Source organism: Spirillospora sp. NPDC048823, from assembly GCF_043198445.1.
In the GTDB taxonomy this organism is placed as follows: Bacteria; Actinomycetota; Actinomycetes; order Streptosporangiales; family Streptosporangiaceae; genus Spirillospora.
Genome location: NZ_JBICUT010000004.1, coordinates 408,464 through 429,314, shown reverse-complemented (window position 1 = coordinate 429,314; position 20,851 = coordinate 408,464). Strand labels below are relative to the sequence as shown.

General features: G+C 69.9%; 24 protein-coding genes. 9 read left to right on the top strand and 15 right to left on the bottom strand.

Annotation, left to right across the window (positions count from 1 at the left end; genetic code table 11):
- Positions 1-21: 21 nt before the first annotated feature.
- Positions 22-414 carry an ATP-binding protein gene (locus tag ACGFK0_RS12945; RefSeq protein ID WP_392903852.1) on the bottom strand — a complete coding sequence of 131 codons (393 nt, stop codon included), beginning with the start codon at positions 412-414 and terminating at the stop codon, positions 22-24.
- 82 nt (positions 415-496) lie between these two features.
- Here ACGFK0_RS12945 and ACGFK0_RS12940 point away from each other — a divergent pair, with 82 nt between their 5' ends.
- Positions 497-1,387 carry a Scr1 family TA system antitoxin-like transcriptional regulator gene (locus ACGFK0_RS12940; protein ID WP_392903849.1) on the top strand — a complete coding sequence of 297 codons (891 nt, stop codon included), beginning with the start codon at positions 497-499 and terminating at the stop codon, positions 1,385-1,387.
- Positions 1,375-1,563, top strand: a complete 189-nt coding sequence (locus ACGFK0_RS12935) for a DUF397 domain-containing protein (protein WP_392903846.1) — start codon at positions 1,375-1,377, stop codon at positions 1,561-1,563. Before ACGFK0_RS12940 ends, ACGFK0_RS12935 begins: the two co-directional genes overlap by 13 nt.
- A 73-nt stretch (positions 1,564-1,636) precedes the next feature.
- On the opposite strand, the gene ACGFK0_RS12930 is transcribed toward ACGFK0_RS12935, so the two are convergent.
- Complete coding sequence (locus ACGFK0_RS12930; protein ID WP_392903844.1) at positions 1,637-2,218, bottom strand: hypothetical protein; 582 nt, start codon at positions 2,216-2,218, stop codon at positions 1,637-1,639.
- Between the two features lie 472 nt (positions 2,219-2,690).
- On the opposite strand from ACGFK0_RS12930, the gene ACGFK0_RS12925 reads away from it, so the two are divergent.
- Positions 2,691-3,053 carry a hypothetical protein gene (locus ACGFK0_RS12925; protein ID WP_392903841.1) on the top strand — a complete coding sequence of 121 codons (363 nt, stop codon included), beginning with the start codon at positions 2,691-2,693 and terminating at the stop codon, positions 3,051-3,053.
- Here ACGFK0_RS12925 and ACGFK0_RS12920 read toward each other — a convergent pair whose 3' ends face one another.
- The 3 genes from ACGFK0_RS12920 to ACGFK0_RS12910 all read right to left on the bottom strand — a co-directional run bounded on the left by ACGFK0_RS12920 (position 3,054) and on the right by ACGFK0_RS12910 (position 6,947).
- The gene (locus tag ACGFK0_RS12920) at positions 3,054-4,490 is read right to left on the bottom strand and encodes a hypothetical protein (RefSeq protein WP_392903839.1); all 1,437 of its coding nucleotides are present in this window, start codon (positions 4,488-4,490) and stop codon (positions 3,054-3,056) included. It lies immediately after the preceding gene.
- Positions 4,487-6,169 (bottom strand): NAD(P)/FAD-dependent oxidoreductase, encoded by a 1,683-nt coding sequence (locus ACGFK0_RS12915; RefSeq protein ID WP_392903837.1) that lies wholly within the window; start codon positions 6,167-6,169, stop codon positions 4,487-4,489. Before ACGFK0_RS12915 ends, ACGFK0_RS12920 begins: the two co-directional genes overlap by 4 nt.
- A 241-nt stretch (positions 6,170-6,410) precedes the next feature.
- Complete coding sequence (locus tag ACGFK0_RS12910) at positions 6,411-6,947, bottom strand: MarR family winged helix-turn-helix transcriptional regulator (RefSeq protein WP_392903834.1); 537 nt, start codon at positions 6,945-6,947, stop codon at positions 6,411-6,413.
- A 134-nt stretch (positions 6,948-7,081) separates the two neighbouring features.
- Between ACGFK0_RS12910 and ACGFK0_RS12905 the strand changes: the two genes are divergently transcribed.
- Positions 7,082-8,014, top strand: coding sequence for an NADP-dependent oxidoreductase (locus ACGFK0_RS12905; protein WP_392903832.1), 933 nt, complete (start codon positions 7,082-7,084; stop codon positions 8,012-8,014).
- Positions 8,015-8,025: 11 nt separating this feature from the next.
- Here ACGFK0_RS12905 and ACGFK0_RS12900 read toward each other — a convergent pair whose 3' ends face one another.
- Positions 8,026-8,979 carry an alpha/beta fold hydrolase gene (locus ACGFK0_RS12900; RefSeq protein ID WP_392903830.1) on the bottom strand — a complete coding sequence of 318 codons (954 nt, stop codon included), beginning with the start codon at positions 8,977-8,979 and terminating at the stop codon, positions 8,026-8,028.
- Positions 8,980-9,134: 155 nt separating this feature from the next.
- Between ACGFK0_RS12900 and ACGFK0_RS12895 the strand changes: the two genes are divergently transcribed.
- Entirely contained in the window at positions 9,135-10,001 is an 867-nt protein-coding gene (locus ACGFK0_RS12895; protein ID WP_392903828.1) for a helix-turn-helix domain-containing protein, read from the top strand.
- Positions 10,002-10,091: 90 nt separating this feature from the next.
- On the opposite strand, the gene ACGFK0_RS12890 is transcribed toward ACGFK0_RS12895, so the two are convergent.
- From ACGFK0_RS12890 to dnaB, 3 genes are all read right to left on the bottom strand, one after another.
- On the bottom strand, positions 10,092-11,075 hold the full coding sequence (locus ACGFK0_RS12890) for a CU044_5270 family protein (protein ID WP_392903825.1): 984 nt from the start codon (positions 11,073-11,075) through the stop codon (positions 10,092-10,094).
- A gap of 32 nt (positions 11,076-11,107) precedes the next feature.
- Entirely contained in the window at positions 11,108-11,665 is a 558-nt protein-coding gene (locus ACGFK0_RS12885; RefSeq protein WP_392903823.1) for an RNA polymerase sigma factor, read from the bottom strand.
- Positions 11,666-11,801: 136 nt separating this feature from the next.
- Positions 11,802-14,234 carry a replicative DNA helicase gene (gene dnaB / locus ACGFK0_RS12880; RefSeq protein WP_392903820.1) on the bottom strand — a complete coding sequence of 811 codons (2,433 nt, stop codon included), beginning with the start codon at positions 14,232-14,234 and terminating at the stop codon, positions 11,802-11,804.
- A gap of 340 nt (positions 14,235-14,574) precedes the next feature.
- Between dnaB and ACGFK0_RS12875 the strand changes: the two genes are divergently transcribed.
- Positions 14,575-15,903, top strand: a complete 1,329-nt coding sequence (locus ACGFK0_RS12875) for an MATE family efflux transporter (RefSeq protein ID WP_392903817.1) — start codon at positions 14,575-14,577, stop codon at positions 15,901-15,903.
- 57 nt (positions 15,904-15,960) lie between these two features.
- On the top strand, positions 15,961-16,149 hold the full coding sequence (locus tag ACGFK0_RS12870) for a hypothetical protein (RefSeq protein ID WP_052357975.1): 189 nt from the start codon (positions 15,961-15,963) through the stop codon (positions 16,147-16,149).
- 21 nt (positions 16,150-16,170) lie between these two features.
- On the opposite strand, the gene ACGFK0_RS12865 is transcribed toward ACGFK0_RS12870, so the two are convergent.
- The 6 genes from ACGFK0_RS12865 to ACGFK0_RS12840 form a co-directional block, all read right to left on the bottom strand.
- Positions 16,171-16,998 carry a peptidoglycan recognition family protein gene (locus tag ACGFK0_RS12865; RefSeq protein ID WP_392903814.1) on the bottom strand — a complete coding sequence of 276 codons (828 nt, stop codon included), beginning with the start codon at positions 16,996-16,998 and terminating at the stop codon, positions 16,171-16,173.
- 292 nt (positions 16,999-17,290) lie between these two features.
- Positions 17,291-17,737, bottom strand: a complete 447-nt coding sequence (gene rplI, locus ACGFK0_RS12860) for a 50S ribosomal protein L9 (protein ID WP_358453198.1) — start codon at positions 17,735-17,737, stop codon at positions 17,291-17,293.
- 16 nt (positions 17,738-17,753) lie between these two features.
- Positions 17,754-17,990, bottom strand: a complete 237-nt coding sequence (gene rpsR, locus ACGFK0_RS12855) for a 30S ribosomal protein S18 (RefSeq protein ID WP_019631633.1) — start codon at positions 17,988-17,990, stop codon at positions 17,754-17,756.
- A 78-nt stretch (positions 17,991-18,068) separates the two neighbouring features.
- Positions 18,069-18,635 (bottom strand): single-stranded DNA-binding protein, encoded by a 567-nt coding sequence (locus tag ACGFK0_RS12850; protein WP_392903810.1) that lies wholly within the window; start codon positions 18,633-18,635, stop codon positions 18,069-18,071.
- Positions 18,636-18,672: 37 nt separating this feature from the next.
- Positions 18,673-18,963 carry a 30S ribosomal protein S6 gene (gene rpsF, locus ACGFK0_RS12845; protein WP_392903807.1) on the bottom strand — a complete coding sequence of 97 codons (291 nt, stop codon included), beginning with the start codon at positions 18,961-18,963 and terminating at the stop codon, positions 18,673-18,675.
- 268 nt (positions 18,964-19,231) lie between these two features.
- Positions 19,232-19,399 carry a hypothetical protein gene (locus ACGFK0_RS12840; protein ID WP_392903805.1) on the bottom strand — a complete coding sequence of 56 codons (168 nt, stop codon included), beginning with the start codon at positions 19,397-19,399 and terminating at the stop codon, positions 19,232-19,234.
- A gap of 232 nt (positions 19,400-19,631) precedes the next feature.
- On the opposite strand from ACGFK0_RS12840, the gene ACGFK0_RS12835 reads away from it, so the two are divergent.
- Together ACGFK0_RS12835 and ACGFK0_RS12830 are read left to right on the top strand one after the other, a co-directional pair.
- The gene (locus ACGFK0_RS12835) at positions 19,632-19,937 is read left to right on the top strand and encodes a hypothetical protein (RefSeq protein ID WP_392903803.1); all 306 of its coding nucleotides are present in this window, start codon (positions 19,632-19,634) and stop codon (positions 19,935-19,937) included.
- 51 nt (positions 19,938-19,988) lie between these two features.
- On the top strand, positions 19,989-20,756 hold the full coding sequence (locus ACGFK0_RS12830; RefSeq protein ID WP_392903801.1) for a deoxyribonuclease IV: 768 nt from the start codon (positions 19,989-19,991) through the stop codon (positions 20,754-20,756).
- Positions 20,757-20,851 lie beyond the last annotated feature (95 nt).

The window sequence follows — 20,851 nt, the reverse complement described above, 5'->3', positions numbered from 1 at the left end:
TCGCCTCGGGCCGCCGGTGGGTCAGCGAAGCTCGGCCCACACGACCTTCCCTTCCTCGTTGAGGGGGCGGACGCCCCACCTCTGTACCAGCTCCGCCATCAGGGCCAGCCCACGGCCGGACGTCGCGGCGTAGTCGTCCGGCTTGATCACCGGCCGGCCCTCCCCGCCGTCCCACACCTCCACGACCACGAGGCCGTCGCGCTCGTCCTGGAACACTCGCACGACGATCGGCCCTTTCCCGTGCTGCCATGCGTTGGTGACCAGCTCGCAGACGACGAGCCGTCCCACGTAGTCGTCGGCGATTCCCCACTCCGCGAACCGCTCGGCGAGGAACCGCCGCGCCAGCCGCGGAGCCTCGTCTGTGGGATCGAGTACGAGCGTCGGGGTCTCGGGCGCACATGTCGGAGCGGCCACTTCAGATCACCTCCGGAACATTCCGTGATTGGGCTGTAACGGAGCGTCCCGCGCGAAAGAATGCCAACGAGGCACAGAACACGTGGTCGCGGGCATCACGGCGACTCTGCGTTCGCCACCGTTCATCGTTCGGTCATCACCGGTCGGAGGAGACGACATGCCACAACGTCCGAAGCGCCTGACCCCCTCGCGCGGCCCCCTGGACCTGTTCGGATCCGAGGTGCGCCGATACCGGCAACTGGCGGGGTTCTCCCTCGCCCAAGTCGCGGACCAGATCCCGTACGCCGCGTCCACCATCGGTGAGATCGAGCGAGGCGAGTCAAGCTGCGACCGAGTGTTCGCCGAGCAGTGCGACCAGGTACTCGACACCCGAGAAGCCCTCGCCCACCTCCACGACGGCCTCTTCGACGGCCGCACGGCCGTCTTCCCCGAACACTTCGCCCGATGGCCCGAGTACGAGGCCAAGGCCGAGACCTTGCGTTCCTACCAGCCGCTCGTGATCCACGGCCTGTTGCAGACGCCGAGTTATGCCGAGGTGCTCCTGTACGGCGACCAGCAAGCGGTGCAAGGCCGGATCGACCGGCAGGCCATCCTCGTCAGGGACGAACCGCCCCCGCCGAGGCTGATCTACATCCTGCCGGAACGGGTCCTGCGCTCACGGGTCGGCACCGCCGAGGTGATGTACGAACAACTTCACCGACTCGCCGATGCCGTATCCCCACGCCTGTCCGTTCAAGTGATTCCGGACGGTGCCCCACATCCGGGCAACTCGGGAGCCTTCATCATCGCGACCCTGCCCGGCAGCCTGCGGGCCGCTTACACTGTCTCCGAGCCGCACGGCAGGATTTTGGATGGGCTGTCCGACATCGAACGACTGGACGAGCGGTTCGCGGACATTTCCACTTACGCACTTCCGGCCGAACTGTCGGCAGTGCTGATCAGGGAGATCGCGGAGGAAGTATGGAAGCCATGACCCCCCACCCCGCGTGGCGAAAGAGCAGCCACAGCAGTTCACAGGGGGACGACTGCGTTGAACTGGCCGGCCTCAACGGAGTCATCGGTCTCCGTGACAGCAAGGACCCGGACGGCCCCAAGCTGCTCATGGACGCCGACGAATTCACGGCCCTTGTGGCGGCGCTCAAGCGCTGACCTTCCGGAGAACGGAGGAGCGATGAGAAACGTGACCCCTCGCCTCACCTGGATCGGGGCGCAGCAGAAGCTCCTATAGGCCGGAACGATGGGTGGAGAGCCAGTCGGGATGCGCGGCCTTGAGGGCGTCTCTGATAGCGCTGTTGGGCGCGAACACATCTCCACCACCGTCGTAGGGATGGTAGAGCCAGCGGAGGTCGAGTGGGGCCAGGCCGACTCCCGCGATAACGTCATCGGTCACCAGCCGGAACAGGGGATCCAGGGCCTCTCTGCTGCGCGGACGGCGACTGATGTATAGATGCTCATAAAGAACGTCATCGGGGAACTCATCGTCGTGGACGCGACTACCCCAGTGCCGGGCATCCGGATCGACTTCTTGGAGCCGGCTCATGCGAACGGCCGGTTGAGAGTCCCCGTTCCACTCGTGAGTGACCACATACAGCTCATCTTCATTCGGCCCCAGCTCGTTCAACAGGGTGTGATGCCGTTCGAGCACGATTGCGTACTCGGCCTCGTCATCGGGGTATCTCTTGGACTCCGGGAGGCTGTGAAAGCGAACCCATCGGTCTTGACACACAGAGCGCATCTGAACATCACCTGCTCGGGCCGGCCACTGCCGCTCCCACAGAGCCGACAGCGCTTCGAGATCGTTCATGCTCGTCACCCCGTTCTCGAACCATGCGCCCGCGCAGAATACGAGCCCTCTAATGCAGGCCGCCACGCCGGCAGCCACGACAAGCCTGGCGAATCGTTTCGCCCCGCACGCTCCAGCCGCCCACCGTCGTAACCGTTTGAAGGCTGGGTCCTGCATCTGACGGGGGCATCCCGCGAACAACTCAGGGCAACTGGCGATCAGCGAACCTGTTTCCGGCGGTGACGGCGTCCAGCCAAGCGAGCATCTTGAGCAGGGTCAGCTTCCAGTGCAGCGCGTCTGGGTTTCGTGCCTCGCTTCGTGTTCTGATGGCATCAGGTTCCGCGTGTGTCGTTTGGGAGGCGGCGATCGGGGTGCGGCCCACAGGCCGGGCTGACGCGGGAAATGACGAGCGGGGAGGACAGTTATGGCGTCGCTGCCGCCAAATCCGGTGTTGGAGTCGCTTGAGCCGCTGATAGGTGAGTGGAGAGTCGAGGTGCCCCAGTTCGGGGACGGGTCCGCACCGGTGAGCATCGAGTGGCTTGAGGGGCGGGCCTTCGTGCGCATCCAGGCCGAGCCGCCGGATCCGGCGCCGAACTCCACGCAGCTCGTCAGCGGGGACGACTCGTCCAACGTCTACACCGTCCTCTACTACGACTCGCGTGGCGTGTCCCGCGTCTACCGAATGACCTTTGAGGGCGGCGTCTGGAAGATGTGGCGGGACGCGCCGGGCTTCGACCAGCGCTTCACCGGGACGCTCAGCGACGACGGGCGCACCATCCGGGCGACGTGGGAGAAGTCCCTGGACAACGCCACCTGGGAGCACGACTTCGACCTGATCTACACCAAGGTCGGCTGATCAGGCGCCGGCCACCATGACCGGGATCGTCAGCGCGATCAGGGCCGTCAGGGTCCACAGGGCGGGGGCCGAGCCGAGGACCTGTTCGCGGCGGGCGGTGGCGCGGGCCGCTTCCAGGTCGTTGCGGGTCAGCCACCACGGATTCTCCCGGTGTTCCAGCCAGGCGTGGACGGCGCCCAGCGCGCCCCCGTAGGCGAGATGGCCGATGAGGCTCGCGAAGTCCGCGGCGATCGTGGGGGCCGTCCACCACAGGGGGACGTCCAGCACCGCGGGCATCAGGGTCAGGCCGCCGAAGACCCACCAGAAGAACCCGTAGGAGAGCCCCCAGCCGACGCCGGACACCAGGTCGTAACCGCGTCCACGGAACAGCAGCGCGTAGGACACGCCGATGCCCTGGGCGATGAGGAGGTGGACGGTCCACCCGGCGACATCGCCGCCCGCGCCGACGAGTTTCGCCACCGTGGTCAGCACGTCCACGGCGCCCCACACGAGACCGAAGAGGACGCCGCCGACGAGTCCGGACAGCGCGCCGTAGCCGACGACCCGCAGGCCGCGTGTCCCGATCGGACGGGTGCGGAGCCGCACGTCGTCGACGAACAGGGCGCGGGCGAGTGAGCCGAGCCAGCCGAAGACGGCCGCGATCCCGGCGCCCGCCAGCAGGTACGGCGGCAGCCTGGTCGCGGCGTCCGCCACGGCGGGCCGCGACCAGTCGAGGGTGCCGTCGTCCAGCAGCGGCGCGACGGTGAGGCCGGCGACGACCCACCACAGGAAGCCGTAGGCGGTGCCGCGGACGATCGCCGGGCCGGTCCCCTCCGCGCGCCCGGTGAACAGCAGCGGGTAGGCGATGCCCATGCCGACCGCGACGGCGGGCAGCCATCCGAGCCGCGCCCCGGCGCCGACTCCGAAGGCGAGGACGAGGAGGCCGCCGACGATCACGGCGGCGAGCAGCCCTCGCAGGAGTGTTCTCGGACGGAGATGGTCCCGTGCGGCGGACCGGCCGTCCCGCTGGAGGAGCGCGAAGCCGACCGCGGTGACCGCGCCGTAGTAGAGCTGGCCCAGCAGGCTCGGCAGCGCCGCCTGCGCGGCGTCCAGGCTCCAGGTCATCGGCGTTCCCGACAGCAGCGGCAGCAGCGTCAACGTCCCCAGGAACCACCAGAACACGCCGTAGGCCAGGCCCCAGAACAGCAGCTCGCTCGACCGGATCCGCTGGTGCACCGCGAGCAGCCCGAATCCGGCGCCCACCGTGACCGCGATCATCATGTGCAGGACGAAGCCGAGCCACGGCGCGCTGGACCCGGCGAGCACCGCGACGTCCGGGAGCGTGCCGAGCGACAGCATCGCCGTGCCCCAGACCAGGCCCCCGGCTGCGCCGGCGAAGGCGCCGGCGGGTGCGCCGCGTCCGGGGAACGCCGGCTCGCGGACCGCCTCCGCCGTCATCGCGCACCTTGCCCGGGCAGCGGCGCCGGAGCGTCGGCGGGTGGGCCGGTGACGACGATGTCGCGTGGGAACGCCGTGTCCAGGACCCAGTCGAGGACGACGCGGACACGGCGCTCGACGCCGGGCAGCTTGGCGAGGTAGATGCCGCGCCACAGCAGCCAGGCGACCAGGCCGGAGAAGGGGCGTCCGCGGATCTCCCCCGCGGCGGTGCGATGGCCGAGCGCGACGAAGGTCCCGATGGTCCGGAAGCGGAACGGGTGGGGGCGCTGGCCCCTCAGGACGGCGGCGATGTTGTCGGCGACCGCCTTGCCCTCGCGCATCGCGTGCTGGGCGGTCGGCGGGTAGAGGGTGCCGTCCTCGGTGGGGATCTGGGCGCAGTCACCGATCGCCCAGACGCGGTCCAGTTCGAACGCGCGCATGGTCCGGTCGACGACGACCTGCCCGCGGCGGCCGCTCTCACCGGGAAGGATCCGCAGCAGCGGGTTCGACCGGTTGCCCGCCGTCCACACGAAGGTCGCCGTCTCGATCACCTCGCCGTCGTCGAGCCGCACACTGCGGCCGGTCGCGGCGGCCGCGCGGGCACCGAGCCGGAACTCGATGCCGCGGGCCCGCAGCTTCTTCAGCGCGTAGTCGCCCAGCCGTTCCGACAGCTCGGGAAGGATGCGCTCGTCAGAGTGGACGAGGATGAAACGCGGCTCGTCCGGGTCGATGGCGGGGTAGAAGTGGAGCACGTCGTGGGTGAGGTCGTACAGTTCGGCGACCGACTCCGTCCCCGCGAACCCGCCGCCCGCCACGACGAAGGTCAGCAGCCGCCTCCGCTCCGCCGGATCGGCCTCCTGGTCGGCGCGCTCCAGCAGCGCCAGCACCCGGTCGCGCAGCCGCACCGCGTCCGCGAGCGACTTCAGCGTCAGCGCGTGCTCCGCCACGCCCGGCAGGTCGGGGAAATGCGGGACGGACCCGGCCGCCAGCACCAGATGCTCGTACCCGACGGGCTCGCCCCCCGACTCAAGGACGACGCGCCGCCGTGCGACGTCGACGCCGGCGACCCGCCCGTGCCGGAACCGCGTGTGGGACGCGGCGGCCCGGACCGGTGAGCTGATGTGCCGCTCCTCCAGCCCACCGGACGCGACCTCGGCCAGCATCGGCGTGAACAGCAGATAGTTGGAGTCGCTGATCAGCGTCACGTCGATGCGGTGACCGCGCAGGTTCAGCCGTTCGAACCGGCGCGCGGCGCTGACGCCGCCGAAACCTCCCCCGACGATGACGACGCGCGGTGCGGGCTTTTCCGAAGTTTCCGGGCGTGCGGGCAGCCGCCGCACGGAGACGTGGAACAGCATCCCGGCGAGCGTCCCCTGGAGCAGTGAGCCGACCAGTTCCGGATACACGGCCGTGGCGGCCCCGACCGACCAGGTCGGGCTGCTGCCCCGCAGCCACGGATCCAGCGTCAGCCACCACACCGTCCAGCCGAGGAGGCCGAGCAGCAGCCCGCCCGCCGCCGACACCGCCGGGCCGGACGGCCGCCGGCCGACGAACACGCCCAGCAGTTCACCGACGACGGCCGCGTACACGGCGAAAACCGCCCAGCCGAACGTCCCGTGGGACGCGAGCAGGTTCTGCGAGGCCATCAGCGCGCCGACCGCCAGCCCCGACACCAGCCCGCTGCCCATCCCGATGAGCACCCTGACGCCACCCCTGAGCGCCGTAGGTCCCTGCTCCCGAAGCCGCACGTCGAATCACCGTCCCCGCCGTGGGCGGGGCCGCCCGCTCGTCCCCGTCCCAGCGCACCCCGGGACCGCGCGAACCGCCACCCGTGAAAACCGGCGCGTCCCGACTCCGAGGCACTCGCTTCCCCGTACGGGCGGACGCGGCCGGCCGGTTCAGCGGAGCGACCTCGAATTCCGCCGCGAGGGGCGGGGCCGGTCACGGCGCGGCCGGGGCCTCCGGAGGAGTGCGGCGCTTGCGGGGGGCGGCGGAGCGGGGCGGCCGGGTGCGCATGTGGTCGCGCACGCGGGTCATGATGTCGCCGAGGTGGTGCAGGTCGTCGCCGGAGAGCGGATCGAACAGCAGGCGGCGGACGCCCTCGACGTGGCCGGGCAGGACGCGGCCGAAGAGGGCCAGCCCGTCCTCGGTGATGGTGACCAGGGTGGCGCGCTCGTCGTCGCGGCCGGGCGCGCGGGTGACGAGGCCCGCCTTCTCCAGCTGTCCGGCCTGGTAGGTGAGGCCGCTGCGGCTGTAGACGACGCCGTCGGCCAGCTGCGTCATGGTCAGCGGGCCGTTCGCGTCGGCGAGGCGGGCCAGGAGCTGGAACTGCACGTAGCTGAGGTCGCCCTCGGCACGTAGCTGCTGCTCGACCTGATGCTGGAGCAGGCTGACGGCCTCCATGAGCATGAAGTAGGCCCTGAGCTGCTGGGGATCGAGCGCCTCACCGGCGTCGGCGTCTGGGCGGGTGGCGCTCATGCCGTCATCGTACGTGCTTCGAAATCAAAGCAATGTGACGAGGCCCACCCGTCCGACGGGTATTGCTTCGAAGTCGAAGCAGGTTACGGTCCTTACATGCTTCGACTTCGAAGCACTGACGGAGGAGAGAGATCATGAAGGCAGTGCGCTACCACTCCTACGGCGACAGCGGCGTCCTGGTGTACGAGGACGCCGACCGTCCGGCGGCGGGAGCGGGACAGGTGGTGGTGAAGGTGGCCGGTACCTCGTTCAACCCGGTGGACGCCGGGCTCCGCGGCGGATACCTGCGAGAGCCCTTCCCGCTCGCCCTCCCGCACACCCCGAACTTCGACGTGGCGGGCACCATCGCGGAGGTCGGCGAAGGGGCCGGCGACTGGAGCATCGGCGACGCCGTGGTGGCGTTCCTGCCGATGAACGAGCCGGGAGCAGCCGCCGAATACGCCGTCGCACCCGCCGAGGCGCTCGCCGCCGCCCCCCGCACGGTCGAGCCGGCCGACGCGGCGGCACTGCCCTCGTCCGGCCTGACGGCCTGGCAGGCGTTGTTCGAGCACGCCGATCTGAAGGCCGGGCAGAGCATCCTGGTCAACGGCGCGGGCGGTGCGGTCGGCGGCTACGCCGTCCAGCTCGCCGTGCAGGCGGGCGCCACCGTGACCGCGACCGCGAGCGCCCGCAGCGCCGACCGCATCCGTTCCTACGGGGCCGACCGGATCGTCGACTACACCGGCACGCCCCTTCCGCAGGCGGTCGCCGGGCAGCGGTTCGACGTCGTCCTGAACCTGGTGAGGACCACCCCCGGGGAGACCTCGCAGCTCGTGGACCTGGTCGCCGACGGCGGAGCCTTCGTCAACACCGTTCCGCCCGGCCCGCAGGACGCCGGACGCGGAGTACGGACGGTGCAGATGTTCGTGCGCAGCGACGCCTCCCAGCTCGCCGGCCTCGTCACCCGCGTCGACGCCGGCGACCTGAAGATCGACGTCGCCCAGCGGCGCCCCCTGGCCGACCTGCCCGCCGTCCACGACGATTCCGACGCCGGACGCCTGCCCGGCAAGACCGTCCTGATCCCCTGACCCGGTCTCGGTCAGGCCCGCGGCGCGCCGTGAGTCTCCGCGAAGGCCAGAAGGTGCTCGGCGGTCCGCGACGGATCCTCCAGCATGGGTGAATGTCCCAGGCCGGGCAGCAACACGACCCTCGCGCCCGGGACGGTGCGGTAGTCGGCAGCGGAGGAGGGCCGCCATCTCCGGTCCTCCTCGCCGAACATCACCAGCAGCGGCTTGCCGAGGGCCGCCAGCCGATCGGGGAGAGCGCGCCGCTCCAGAAAGTCGTCCGCCGCCCGCGATGTCGCGGTGAGCGCGTGGTAGGTCATGGCGCGCACGTCGTCGACGAGTTGCTGCGGGACGTCGTAGCCGCGGCGGCTGAACGCGGTGCCCAGACCTTGGCGAACGACCCTGTCGGTCCGGAACCGCCACAGCAGTTGCCCGACGGCGGGCACGAACAGGAGCCGGCCGACGAACCCGTCCGAGACGAAGGCGTCCAGGCGGGGCCCGGAGTCGATGAGCGCCACCGCACTCACCAGATCGCGCCGCTGCTCGGCGAGTGCGGTGGCGACCGAACCGCCGGTGGAATGGCCGACCACCAGGGCGTGCTCCACGCCGAGCCGGTCCAGTACCTCACCGACCCGGCGTCCCTGCTCCGGTATCGCGTAGCCCTCGCCGGACGGTTTGGCCGACCGGCCGTGCCCGAGCAGATCGACCCGGAGGACGCGGTAGGACCCCGCCAGCTCCGGAACGAAGGAGTCCCACCAGCGGGTCGACCCGGCGAGCCCATGAATGAGGACGAGCGCCGGGGCGTCACGGGGGCCGTCCTGGCGCACGTGGACGCCCCCGCCGTCGAGAGGCAGGATCGAGGTCCCGGCGGCCTGCGCGTCCTGCCGCGACACCACCGCCGCGTTCGCCACGAGCAGCCCGCCGACCGTGAGGAGGACGGCCGAGACAACGATGACGCGGCGCCCGCGGCGGCTTCCCGCGCGTCTCACGTCCGGCCGCCCGGGAGAGGACCTCGGAACGGCGTCGTCCAACGGCCGGGGTCACCGGCCCCCAGAAAAGTGACCATGGGCCCACTGTCGCCGTCCGCTCGCGCCGTGGCTTGAACGAATGTTCCCGGTCGGGCGGCTCCGCCTAGCATGTGGGGATGCGGCGCAGCGCGCACGAACGTGACGATACGGCCGTGTGGGACGTCGTCCGTCCGGCGCGGTCCAGCCGGGTCGCGGGTGTCGGCATGGCCGGGTTCCGCGACCGCGGCACGTCCGCGGCCGCCCACCGGGCGGTGCCGCATCCGGCCGTGACGCTGGCGCTGATGTTCGGCGGCGGCTCACTCGTCGTGGACGACGCAGGCGGGCGGCGGCACCGGGGAAGTCTCGTCGCCGGGCTCGGGTTCGGACTCGGCCCGGTCTGGATGCGGGGCGAGAACTTCGAGGGCGTGCAGGTGCGCCTGTCCCCGGTGGTCGCACGCGCGATCCTGGGCGCGTCCCCGGCGGAGTTGGACGGCGCCGTGGTGGCCCTCGACGACCTGTGGGGCCGGGAAGCATCACGGATCCAGGAGCAGCTCAGCGAAGCCTCCTCGTGGGAAGCCCGTTTCGCGTTGACGGACGCGCTGCTCTCCCGCCGACAGGAGGCCCGGTCGTCCGTGGACCCGGAGGTCACCCGCGCCTGGAACCGGATCGTCGCCTGCCGCGGTCTGCTCCGGGTCGACGAACTGGCGGCCGAGGTCGGCTGGAGCCGCAAACGCCTGTGGTCCCGGTTCCGCTCGCAGATCGGCCTGCCGCCCAAGCGCGCCGCGAAGCTCGTCCGATTCGACCATGCCGCCCACCGCCTGGCCGCGGGCGGGGACCCGGCCCGGGTCGCGGCGGAGAGCGGCTACGCCGACCAGCCCCACCTGCATCGGGACGTCGTGGCGCTCACCGGGGCGACCCCGTCGACCGTCGCCGGTGAACCATGGCTGGCGGTCGACGACACCGCATGGACGAGCCACGGGGACCGGCAACCCCCGCCCCCGTAGGTTCTCCGCCTCGGCGTTGAACTCTCCGCACCCCGCGCGGTGCGCGCCGCGGAGGAAACCACCGCGGCGCGCACCGTCCGGGATGCCCCGTCAGGGCCGCCGGCCGGGATCGTCGACGACAGCGATGGCGTCGCGGACGATGAGACGCTGCAAGGTCCCCGCCTTCACCGTGTCCGAGGGTTCGCCGTCCGACTCGGTCGTGTGGTTCTTGACCGCGATCGCACGCTCCCCGAGGTAGGCGTAGGTCTTCGGATCGAGGAGCACCTCCTCGTGCAGCCACCCGTGGAAGGTCCGTCCCAGGGCGATCACCGGCCGGCCGTTGACGTCGACCCTGCCCTCGATCGGCTTCACGTCGGGGATCAGCTTGATGGCCCGGAAGATCGCCGCCTCCCTCTCGGGGGACTGGACGCTTTCACGCAGAATGGTGACCAGCGTCTGGTAGGCCATCTCGTAGTGGCCCTTGCTCCCACCGACCTTCCGCAGCAGCGCCTCGGGGTCGCTCGGAAGAGGATCGAACTCGGCCGCGACGGACGGGGTCCGGAGTTCGGGCCCGGTCTCCACCTTGCCGTCCTTGTAAGCGGCGTACCGCTTGCCATCGACCCGCCGCCAGAGCTCCTCGGTGTTCGTCTTGTACGGACCGCCCGTGACGAGCCCGCCCGCCTTGGCCGACGTTGTCAGCTGCATCTTCGTGTAGACCCACTGCCGGGGCTTCGGGGCGGTGAACGGCCGGGTCTCCGCGGCCTTGGCGGCCTGGTCGAGGACGTGTGCCGCCTGGACGACCGAACCCAGCGGAACGTCCGGGGGCAACGGCTGGGTCCGCTGTCCATCGTCGCCGGTCAGGACGATCACACCGGCGGCCATCGCCGCCAGCGCGCCGGCGGCGACGAGGCGTACACCCAACCGCGGCAGGCGGAACCGGCCGTGCGGCCGCTCCGGCTTCACCGCACCGCCACCGGCCGGGATCCCGGCGAGGGAATCCTCGTCCGGCGCGGCCGCCATGACGTCGTTCACCAGCGTCCGCGCGGCCGGCCGATCGGCGAATCCGGCCAGGGACTCGTCGCGAACGCGAGCCATCGACCGCACCATCTCGTCCGTGGAATGAGGCTTCATGTGAGGGAACTCCGTTCGCTGATGGGACGCTTGTTGACGGTGGGCATCACATCGGTCTGCGCCGCACGCAGCGCATGGGAGAAGCGCCTGCGCGCCCGATGCAACCGGACGCGCGCCGCCCCCGCCGAGCAGCCGAGGACCGCGGCGATGGCGGAGTGGTCCAGCCCCTCCCAGGCGACCAGGCCGAGCAACTCGCGATCGTCGTCGGACAGGCCGCGGAACGCATCGGCGATCGCCGATGCCTCCACGGGATCCCCGGCGCCGACCGCGGCGATCTCGTCCCTCAGGTCGTGGCGCAGGCTCGTCGTGCGCCGCCGGCGCTGCGCCTCGCCGCGCCAGTGGTTGGCCAGCACCCGGCGCGCGACGCCGTACAGCCACAGCCGCGACCGGCCACCGGACGGGATCTCCTCCAGCCGCCTCCACGCGATGGTGAACGTCTCCGCGACGACATCGGCGGCGTCATCCGGCGACGGACAGCGGCGCAGCACATAGCCCAGGATCGGCTCGTACGTCGCGGCGTACATCGCCTCGAATCTGGCCTTGCGATCATCCATCGAAGCCCCGATGGCCGGATCTCTCATGGCACACGCGCATCTCCTTCGCTTGGGGGGACACCCCTTACGTGTCGAGAGATCCGCCGGTGTTACCGCCCCCGGTGGCCGGGCCGGCGCCGGGTTCGGTGGCGCCGGTCTACTGCGCCATGTCGACGAAGCGGCTGTAGTGGCCCTGGAAGGCGACGGTGACGGTGGCGGTGGGGCCGTTGCGGTGCTTGGCCACGATCAGGTCGGCCTCACCCGCGCGCGGCGACTCCTTCTCGTAGGCGTCCTCGCGGTGCAGCAGGATCACCATGTCCGCGTCCTGCTCGATCGATCCACTTTCACGGAGGTCGGACACCATGGGCTTCTTGTCCGTCCGCTGCTCTGGGCCTCGGTTGAGCTGCGACAACGCGATGACCGGGACACCCAGCTCCTTTGCGAGGAGCTTCAGTGAACGGGAGAACTCCGACACCTCGACCTGGCGGCTCTCCACGCGCTTCCCCGAGGTCATCAGCTGCAGATAGTCGATGATGACCAGCCGCAGATCATGCTGCTGTTTCAGCCGCCGGCACTTCGCCCGGATCTCCATCATCGACATGTTGGGCGAATCGTCGATGAACAGCGGAGCCTCGGCGACCTCGCTCATCCGCCGGGCGAGGCGCGTCCAGTCCTCGTCCTGCATCGTGCCGGACCGCATCGCATGCAGCGCCACCCGCGCCTCCGCCGACAGCAGCCGCATCGTGATCTCGTTCCGCCCCATCTCCAGACTGAAGAACGCGGATGTGAGCCCATGCTTGATGGACGCGGCCCGAGCGAAGTCGAGGGCGAGGGTCGAGTTGTGCGTCGGGATGCACGACCGCCCCGCCAGGTACATGTGGTCGGCGTTGTCGACCTGGACGCACCGGACCGGCACGCTCTCTACCGGCCGGACGTCCACGATGTACCGCACCCGCGCTTTCGGATGGACGTTCTTCCGTTGCCGAGCCGCCTTGCGCGACAGCCGGAACACCGTCTCGGTCGGCGTGAAGTTGATGCGGTAGAAGATCGAGGTCTCTGGAGAGCGTCCCGCAACCGGCTCGGTCGTCATCGTCGCGCGGTAGCCGAGACTGAGAATCAGCTCGTGCGCCCCCTCCGCAAGGCGCTTGTTGACGAACCCGAGCTGCACCTGCCCGATCTCCGACACGTATCCGTCGGTGTCGAGCATCCCGGCCAGCAACGCCCGCCGCTGCTCCTCAGACGCCCGCAGATACTCGGCCGGGATGTGCTTGTTTCGCCACAGCCCAAGTTCCTTGACCATGGTGACCAGACCGGGAAGGCCGAAGCTTCCCGGCGTCTTTCGTCGTGAGACCGGCTGACCTGCCGCTTCAATCTCTTCCAGGATCTCTTCGTCAAAACAAGTGATGGAGCAGTGAGTGCGACATCCATCACCGAGCCATGCACCGAGAACATAAGGATCAATGAGCAACTTGGCGGTCGGAAACTGGAATGGCGCGGCCACCTCGACCGCGTGATTGAGGCGGTTGTCGCCGTCGCAGCGCAGCGTCGCGGCGATATCCTCGGTCGTCTCCGTCGCCTCGCGATGCGTAAGGAGGCGACGAGGTCTCTCGTTAGCATCCGCCGTCACCCACCGGACCCGGTTGATCGCCTCATCGGACCAGTAATAGGTCGTACGCGTCTCACTCTGCTGGCGACGGGCTGCTCGGGTTGTCGTTCGCCACTGGTGCTCGGCGTCGGCGATTATCACCTCGCCATCTGAGAACTCGATCTCGTAGCACGGACGGTCGTGCATCACCTCGGTCGCGGCGACAACGCGAGTCGGTTTGCCGTCGGCTCCGATCAGGTAGTCCCCAACAGACACTTCGCCCATAGTGGTCCAACCCTTTGGGGTCGGAAGGGGAGTTTTTAGACAAATCGCCTTTCCCATCGCAGGCCGAGCAGCGACTACTACCATTTGTCCGGGATGTAGGCCGTTGGTCAGGGCGTCCAGGTCGGCGAAGCCGGTGGGGCAGCCGACCATCTGGCCGCCGCGGCTGCCGATCGCCTCGATCTCGTCCAGCGCGCCCGGCATGATCTCGCTGAGGGCGACGTAGTCCTCACCGGCGCGCTTCTCGGCGATGGCGAAGACCTCGGCCTGGGCGCGGTCGAGGACGTCGTCGGCGTCGGCGCCGTCGGCGGCGTAGCCCATCTGGACGATGCGGGTGCCGGTCTCGACCAGGCGGCGCAGGATCGAACGCTCGTGGACGATCTTGGCGTAGTACCCGGCGTTGGCCGCGGTGGGCACCAGGGAGATCAAGGTGTGCAGGTAGGGGGCGCCGCCGATGCGGCCGATCTCGCCGTTCTTGGTGAGCTCGCCGGCGACGGTGACGGCGTCGGCGGGGTCGCCGCGGCCGTAGAGGTCGAGGATGATGTCGTAGATGATCTGGTGCGCGGGACGGTAGAAGTCCGGGGTGCGCAGGAGCTCGACGACCTCCGCGATGGCGTCCGGTGAGAGCAGCATCCCGCCGAGCACGCCCTGTTCCGCGGAGATGTCGTGCGGTGGAGTGCGCTCGAACTCCGGCTCGTGCGGTCCAAGCTCGGCCACGCTCACCGTCGCACCCCCTTCATCTCGGTCGCCTGCGGCCCCGTCCGCCTCATCGCCGACCGTTCATCACACGTCTACCTGACGCGTCGGACATTCTCCCGAGCCCACGCGGCGGCGAGCAAAGCGTCCTGTGGACGAGGCTGTGGAGTCCCTGTGCAGACACGCCGGAAAGGTTGTGCACGACCTGTGGAAAACTCTGTGGATTCATCGTGGAAGACTCCGGCAGCAGCCTGCTGAACTGCGAAAACGTCATCCACCGGGTGTGCGGTAAAGAAAGTCGGCCTTCCCATCCGATGTAAGGGGTCAAGTCGCTGACGAGAATTACAAGGCTGGTACTCTCGGCGCGGTGACGACCTCCCGGCAGCGGCCCGCGACCGCGCACGACCGCGAGATCCTGCGCCTGGCCGTCCCGGCGTTCGGCGCACTCGTCGCCGAACCCCTCTTCCTGCTGTCGGACTCGGCGATCGTCGGGCATCTGGGCACCGCACAGCTCGGCGGCCTGGGAGTCGCCGGGCAGGCCCTGAGCACGCTGGTCTACCTGTGCGTCTTCCTCGCCTACGGAACGACGGCCGGGGTGGCCCGGCAGGTCGGCGCGGGGGACCTGCGCGCCGCGATCCGGCAGGGCATCGACGGCATGTGGCTCGCGCTCGCCATCGGGGTCGCGCTGATCGTCGCCTGCTGGCCGCTGATCCCGCCGATCGTAAACGCGTTCGGCGCATCCCCCGTCGTCGCCCCCTATGCCGAGACCTACCTCCGGGTGAGCCTGTTCGGCATCCCGTCGATGCTGGTCATCCTGGCCGGGACGGGCGTGCTGCGCGGCCTGCAGGACACCCGCACACCGCTTCTGGTCGCGATCGGCGGGTTCTCACTGAACATCGTCCTCAACGTGCTGTTCGTGATCGTCCTGAACTGGGGGATCGCCGGCTCGGCATGGGGGACCGTGATCGCCCAGACGGGAAGCGCCGCCGTCTACGTCCTGGTCGTCCTGCGGGCGGCGCGGCGGCATTCGGCGCCGGTGCGTCCCGACATGGCCGGGTTGAAGACGTCCGCTACGGCTGGGTTCGGGCTCCTGCTCCGGACGGCGGCCCTGCGCGTCGTCCTCATCGTGGGCACCTCGATCGCGGCCCGCATGGGGGACGAGGAGATCGCCGCGTACCAGGTCGGCTTCCAGGTGTGGACGCTCCTGGCGTTCGCGCTCGACGCCATCGCGATCGCCGGGCAGGCGATCACCGGGCGCTACCTGGGCGCGTCCGACATCACCGGCACGCGGGCCGTCACACGCCGGATGGTGTGGTGGGGGATCGGCTGCGGCATGGCCTTCGGACTGATCATCCTGCTGGTGCGTCCGTGGCTGCCGGGCCTGTTCACATCGGACGGCGGAGTCCGCGAACTGCTGCTGGCCTCGCTGCTCCTCGTCGCGCTGATGCAGCCCGTCGCGGGCGTGGTGTTCGTCCTGGACGGAATCCTGATCGGGGCGGGCGACGGCACCTACCTCGCAGCGACGACGCTGATCGCGACGGTCGTCTTCCTGCCCGCCGCCATCGTCCTCTACCGGGTGGACGCCGGACTGATCGGGCTCTGGGCGGCGATCGGCCTGTGGATGCTGACCCGGATGCTCACCCTGGGCCTGCGCGCCCGCGGCGACCGCTGGATGGTCACCGGCGCCGTCCGCTGAGGGCCGATTTCCGCGAAGCACACCCGCACCGCCCACCACACTCGCTACTATTCGAACATGTGTTCCACGCATGGCGAGCGGATGGCCCGGCTGACACAGGCGATCGACGACCTGGCGGCGGAGGGCCTCGCAGGACTGCCCCCGGAGACCCTGGTGGAACGCGTCGCGGGCATCTGGTCCCTGGTCGAGGGCATCGACCCCGAGATCGCCCGCCGCCGCACCCGTTACACCACCCCCGAAACGTAGCGGCGCTGACCGGCGGGCCGGTCAGCCGAAGTCGTCGAAGGGCGGGAACACCGGCATTTCCTGCCCGCCGGGGCCGCCGCCCGAGCTCGGGGAACCGTCCAGGCGGCCGGCCACCGCCCTGCGGAGCTTCGGCAACCGGGCGTAGAGCACATCGCCGGGGCACGCGGTGCTGTTGTAGTCCCGGTGGCCGACGATCGCCTCGGACGGGTCGAGGTCGTAGGACTGGCAGAGCCAGACGCACACCTCCACCAGCGAATCCCACAGCCGGCCCGGAACCGCCTTCTTCGTGTACGTGCCCTCGTTCTCGATCCCGATGGTGTGCCCGTTGTGGTGGAGGACCTGCGCGCCGACGGCGAGATCGCCCGCCCGGACCGCCTTCAGGCTCCTGTTGCGTCCCTCCATCACGATGCCGCCGCGGCTGATCGTGAGCTGCTGGCCCGTGTCGTCCCAGCCGTTCTTGTCCATGTGGAAGTCCTGGATGAACCGGGACAGGGCGAACGCGTGGCCGAGCGAACGGTCACCGGAGTTCGCCGTCGCCGTGTGATGCACGATGATGCGGTCGGGCGGCCGGTCGAGCACCTTTGCGGGACGCCGCGGCCGCCGCGCGTTCCACTGTGCGCGCGTGTACACGTGTGGGGCGTCCGCCTTGAACGCGACGTGTTCGCCCGCCATGGAACCCGGCCCCGCGGAAAGCTCGTCCGCCATGGCCGCATTCTGGACGGAAGACCCCATCGCCAGGGCCTCCAGCAGGCCCGCCCCCACCACGCCGCCGATGAGCGACCGGCGCGTCACCGGCGGGCCGCACCGCTCCCGGCCGTCCGCGCCGTCCCCCGAATGCGCGATCAACACCGTCCCCCTTCGTTCCGCGTCGATCTGGTTACGGAACGTATTGGCCGCTCAGTTGATCAACCAAACACAGGGCGGTTCGCGGACGTTTCACATGAAACCCCGGGCACAGCACCCTCGCTTGAACAGGGCAACGCCAGGTCTTGCAACAGAGATTGCCGACATGAGAGCCGCCCGGCCCCCGATGCGGCCCTCGTGTCGAGCGGTTCTCGGCGGCGAAGGTGTCGTGGCGAACACGAAACGACCCTCGCGCCTCGGGTGGTCCCGGGGCGCGAGGGTCGTTCGGTGGAGCGTGTCAGGCCTCGACGACGTCGACGTCGATGGTGGCGTTGACGTCGCTGTGAAGGCGGACGCTGACCCGGTGGGTGCCGACCGTCTTGATCGGGTTGCCGATCTCGATGCGGCGGCGGTCCAGGTCGGGTCCGTCGGCGGCGCGGACCGCCTCGGCGATGTCGGCGGCGGTCACGGCGCCGAAGAGGCGGCCGCCGCTGCCGGTGCGGGTGCGCAGCGTCACCCGCAGCGCCGCCAGCCGGCCGGCGACCTCCTTGGCGTGCTCGACCGTCGCGATCTCGCGGGACGAACGCGCCTTCTTGATCGAGTCGATCTCCTTCTCGGCGCCCCGGGTCCACCTGATCGCGAAGCCGCGGGGGACGAGGTAGTTGCGGCCGTAGCCGTCCCGGACCTCGATGACGTCCCCGGGCTCGCCGAGCCCGGAGACCTGCTGGGTCAGGATGAGCTTCATGATCGTTCCCCCTGCCTCAGCGCGCGGTGCTGGTGTAGGGCAGCAGCGCCATCTCGCGGGCGTTCTTGATCGCCGTGGCGACATCGCGCTGGTGCTGGGTGCAGTTGCCGGTCACCCGCCGGGCACGGATCTTGCCGCGGTCGGAGATGAACTTCCGCAGCAGGCCGGTGTCCTTGTAGTCGACGTAGGAGATCTTCTCCTGGCAGAAAACGCAAACCTTCTTCTTCGGCTTGCGGGGAGGTGGCTTCGCCATCGTGGTGCTCCTTTGGGAGAGCCCCGCTCACGCGGGAATGGACGTGTACTTAATCTTGCTGGTCCGGAAACGGCCGGTCTAGAACGGCGGGTCGTCGGAGAATCCGCCTCCGCCGCCACCGCCGGTGGCCCAGGGGTCGTCGGCAGGGGCGCCGCCGCCCTGCTGGCCGCCGCCGAAGCCGCCGCCCTGCTGGCCGCCGCCACCACCGCCGAAACCGCCGCCGCCCTGGCCGCCGCCATTGCCGCCGCCGCCGAAACCGCCGCCACCGCCGCCGCCCTGCCGCTGGGTCTTGTTGACCTTGGCGGTGGCGTTGCGCAGTGACGGACCGACCTCTTCGACCTCGATCTCGAAGACGGTGCGCTTCTCACCCTCGCGGGTCTCGTACGACCGCTGCTGGAGACGGCCCTGCACGATCACGCGCATGCCGCGCTGCAGGGTCTCGGCCACGTTCTCGGCGGCCTGCCGCCAGACGTTGCAGGTGAGGAACAGGGCCTCGCGGTCCTTCCAGTCACCCGACTGGCGGTCGAAGTACCGCGGGGTCGAGGCGATGCGGAAGGACGCGACGGCCTGGCCGCTCGGGGTGAAGCGCAGATTCGGGTCCTCGACGAGGTTCCCGACGATCGTGATTACGGTGTCGCCTGCCATGGGGCTCGCTCCGGCTGGTGAGAGGGCTGAGCCTGGCTCAGTGGACCTCGGGGCGGATGACCTTGGTACGGAGGATCGACTCGCTCAGGTTGAGCTGCCGGTCGAGCTCCTTGACCGTGGCAGGCTCAGCCGACAGGTCGACCACCGCGTAGATGCCTTCGGACTTCTTCTGGATGTCGTACGCCAGGCGCCGGCGGCCCCAGACGTCGACCTTCTCCACGCTGCCGCCGTCGTCCTTGACGACCTTCAGGAACGGGTCGAGCGCCGCGCTCGCGGTGCGCTCGTCGATGGCGGGGTCGAGAATGGTCATGAGTTCGTAACGACGCATGCTGTCCCTACCTCCTCTGGACTGATGCGGTCACGGTCTCTCCGTGACAGGAGGGCTGTTGCGTCTCCCGCGGCGGCGCCGGACCCCGGATCGCCGGGCGCACCTGCCGCGAGACCGCTCCAGGCTACCAACAGTTGGCAGCGTACGAGCCGGTTCGGAAGTGGAGCACCGGCGAGACGGAGGGGCCGGCTCGCACGCCACCCCCGCGGTGCGGTGAGGGACCGGCCTTCGCCGCGAAACCCGTGCCGGCCCCCGGTGGACCCCACCGTCAGCGCCGCATGCTCGGCCGGGCGTTCTTGGTACAGCGCCGGCGCTCCAGTTCGGCCATGATGTCGGCCATCCGGGCGCGCATGCGGGCGGCCTGGGTCGTCAGCAGCGACAACTCCTCCACGAGCTCCGCGTCACCGATGAGCCCCAGCTCCGCTTTCGTCACCATGGTTCACCTCCTGCTCTCCCCCGCTTCCCCCCGGGGGCCGTACCGGGCCGGTGTTCTCGAATCCATGTTCTCGAATCTGTGTTCGACACTACCGGGTGCCGCCGACAATTTCCGGGCGTCCGCACCGGTTGATCTTCGGTCCGGCTGGGAATCCCTACGAGCACGGTCCGTCCGTTCCCCGCGGGCAGCGTGTGCCCCTCACGCGGGAGACTCGACGTGGAGGAGGGTCCCGATGCCGCAGGAGGCAGCAGGCACCAAGAGGCAGGCCATCGGCCTCGACGGCCGACCTGAACGGCACCGGCTCCAGGACGTGCTGGCGGTGGCGTCGATCACGATCGGGCTCGCCGCGCTCATCCTCGGCTGGATCCCGGCGACCCATTTTCCCGGAGCCGTCGCCGGCCTGATCGGCCTGCCGCTCGCCCTGTACTCCCAGATGATCTCCGAGACCACGAACGAGCGGTGGCTGAACGTCATCGGCATGGTGGCATCGTTCCTGGGCATCGGCTTCGCACTGAACAACGGCGGCCTCACGTTCTGACCCCCGTTTCCGTTCGTGTGCGTTGTCCGATGGCCGGGCTAGTCTCGTGGCATGCGCATCGGAGCCCATGTCGACCAGACCAACCCGCTCGACAACGCCCGCGCGATCGGGGCGGACGTCGTTCAGTTCTTCCTGGGCGACCCGCAGGGCTGGAAGAAGCCCGTCCTGCCGGAGGGCGTCGAGGCGCTGGCGGGTTCAGGGGTGGACGTCTATGTCCACGCGCCCTACACGATCAATGTGGCGACGTCGAACAACCGGATCCGCATCCCGAGCCGTAAGAACCTCGCCCAGCAACTGGAGGCCGCCGCGTCCATCGGCGCGAAGGCGCTGATCGTGCACGGCGGCCATGTGCTGAAGGACGACGACCCCGAGATGGGGTTCGAGAACTGGCGCAAGGTGTTCGAGCGGGTCGAGTGCCCCATCCCCGTCTACATCGAGAACACCGCGGGCGGCGGGAACGCCATGGCGCGCAGGTTCGACCGGATCGCACGGCTGTGGGAGGTGCTGTCCGGAGTCCCGGGGCTGGAGTCGAAGATCGGCTTTTGCCTCGACACCTGCCACGCGCACGCGGCGGGGGAGGAACTCGTGGACGCCGTCGACCGCATCAAGGCCATCACCGGCGGCATCGATCTGGTGCACTGCAACGACAGCCGCGACGCGTTCGGGTCCGGCGCCGACCGGCACGCCAACCTGGGCGGCGGAAGCATCGACCCCGAGCTGATCCTGGGAGTGGTGCGGGCGGCGGGCGCGCCGGTCGTGGTGGAGACGCCGGCGGACGGCCAGGCGGAGGACATCTCCTGGCTGCGCTCGAATCTCTGACCCCGCGTAGCCTGCCCGACCACGCGGAGCCGGACGATGGAACCCTTCCGGCGGGCACGTCATCTAAGAACGTGTAAGACCAGCATGGCGACAAA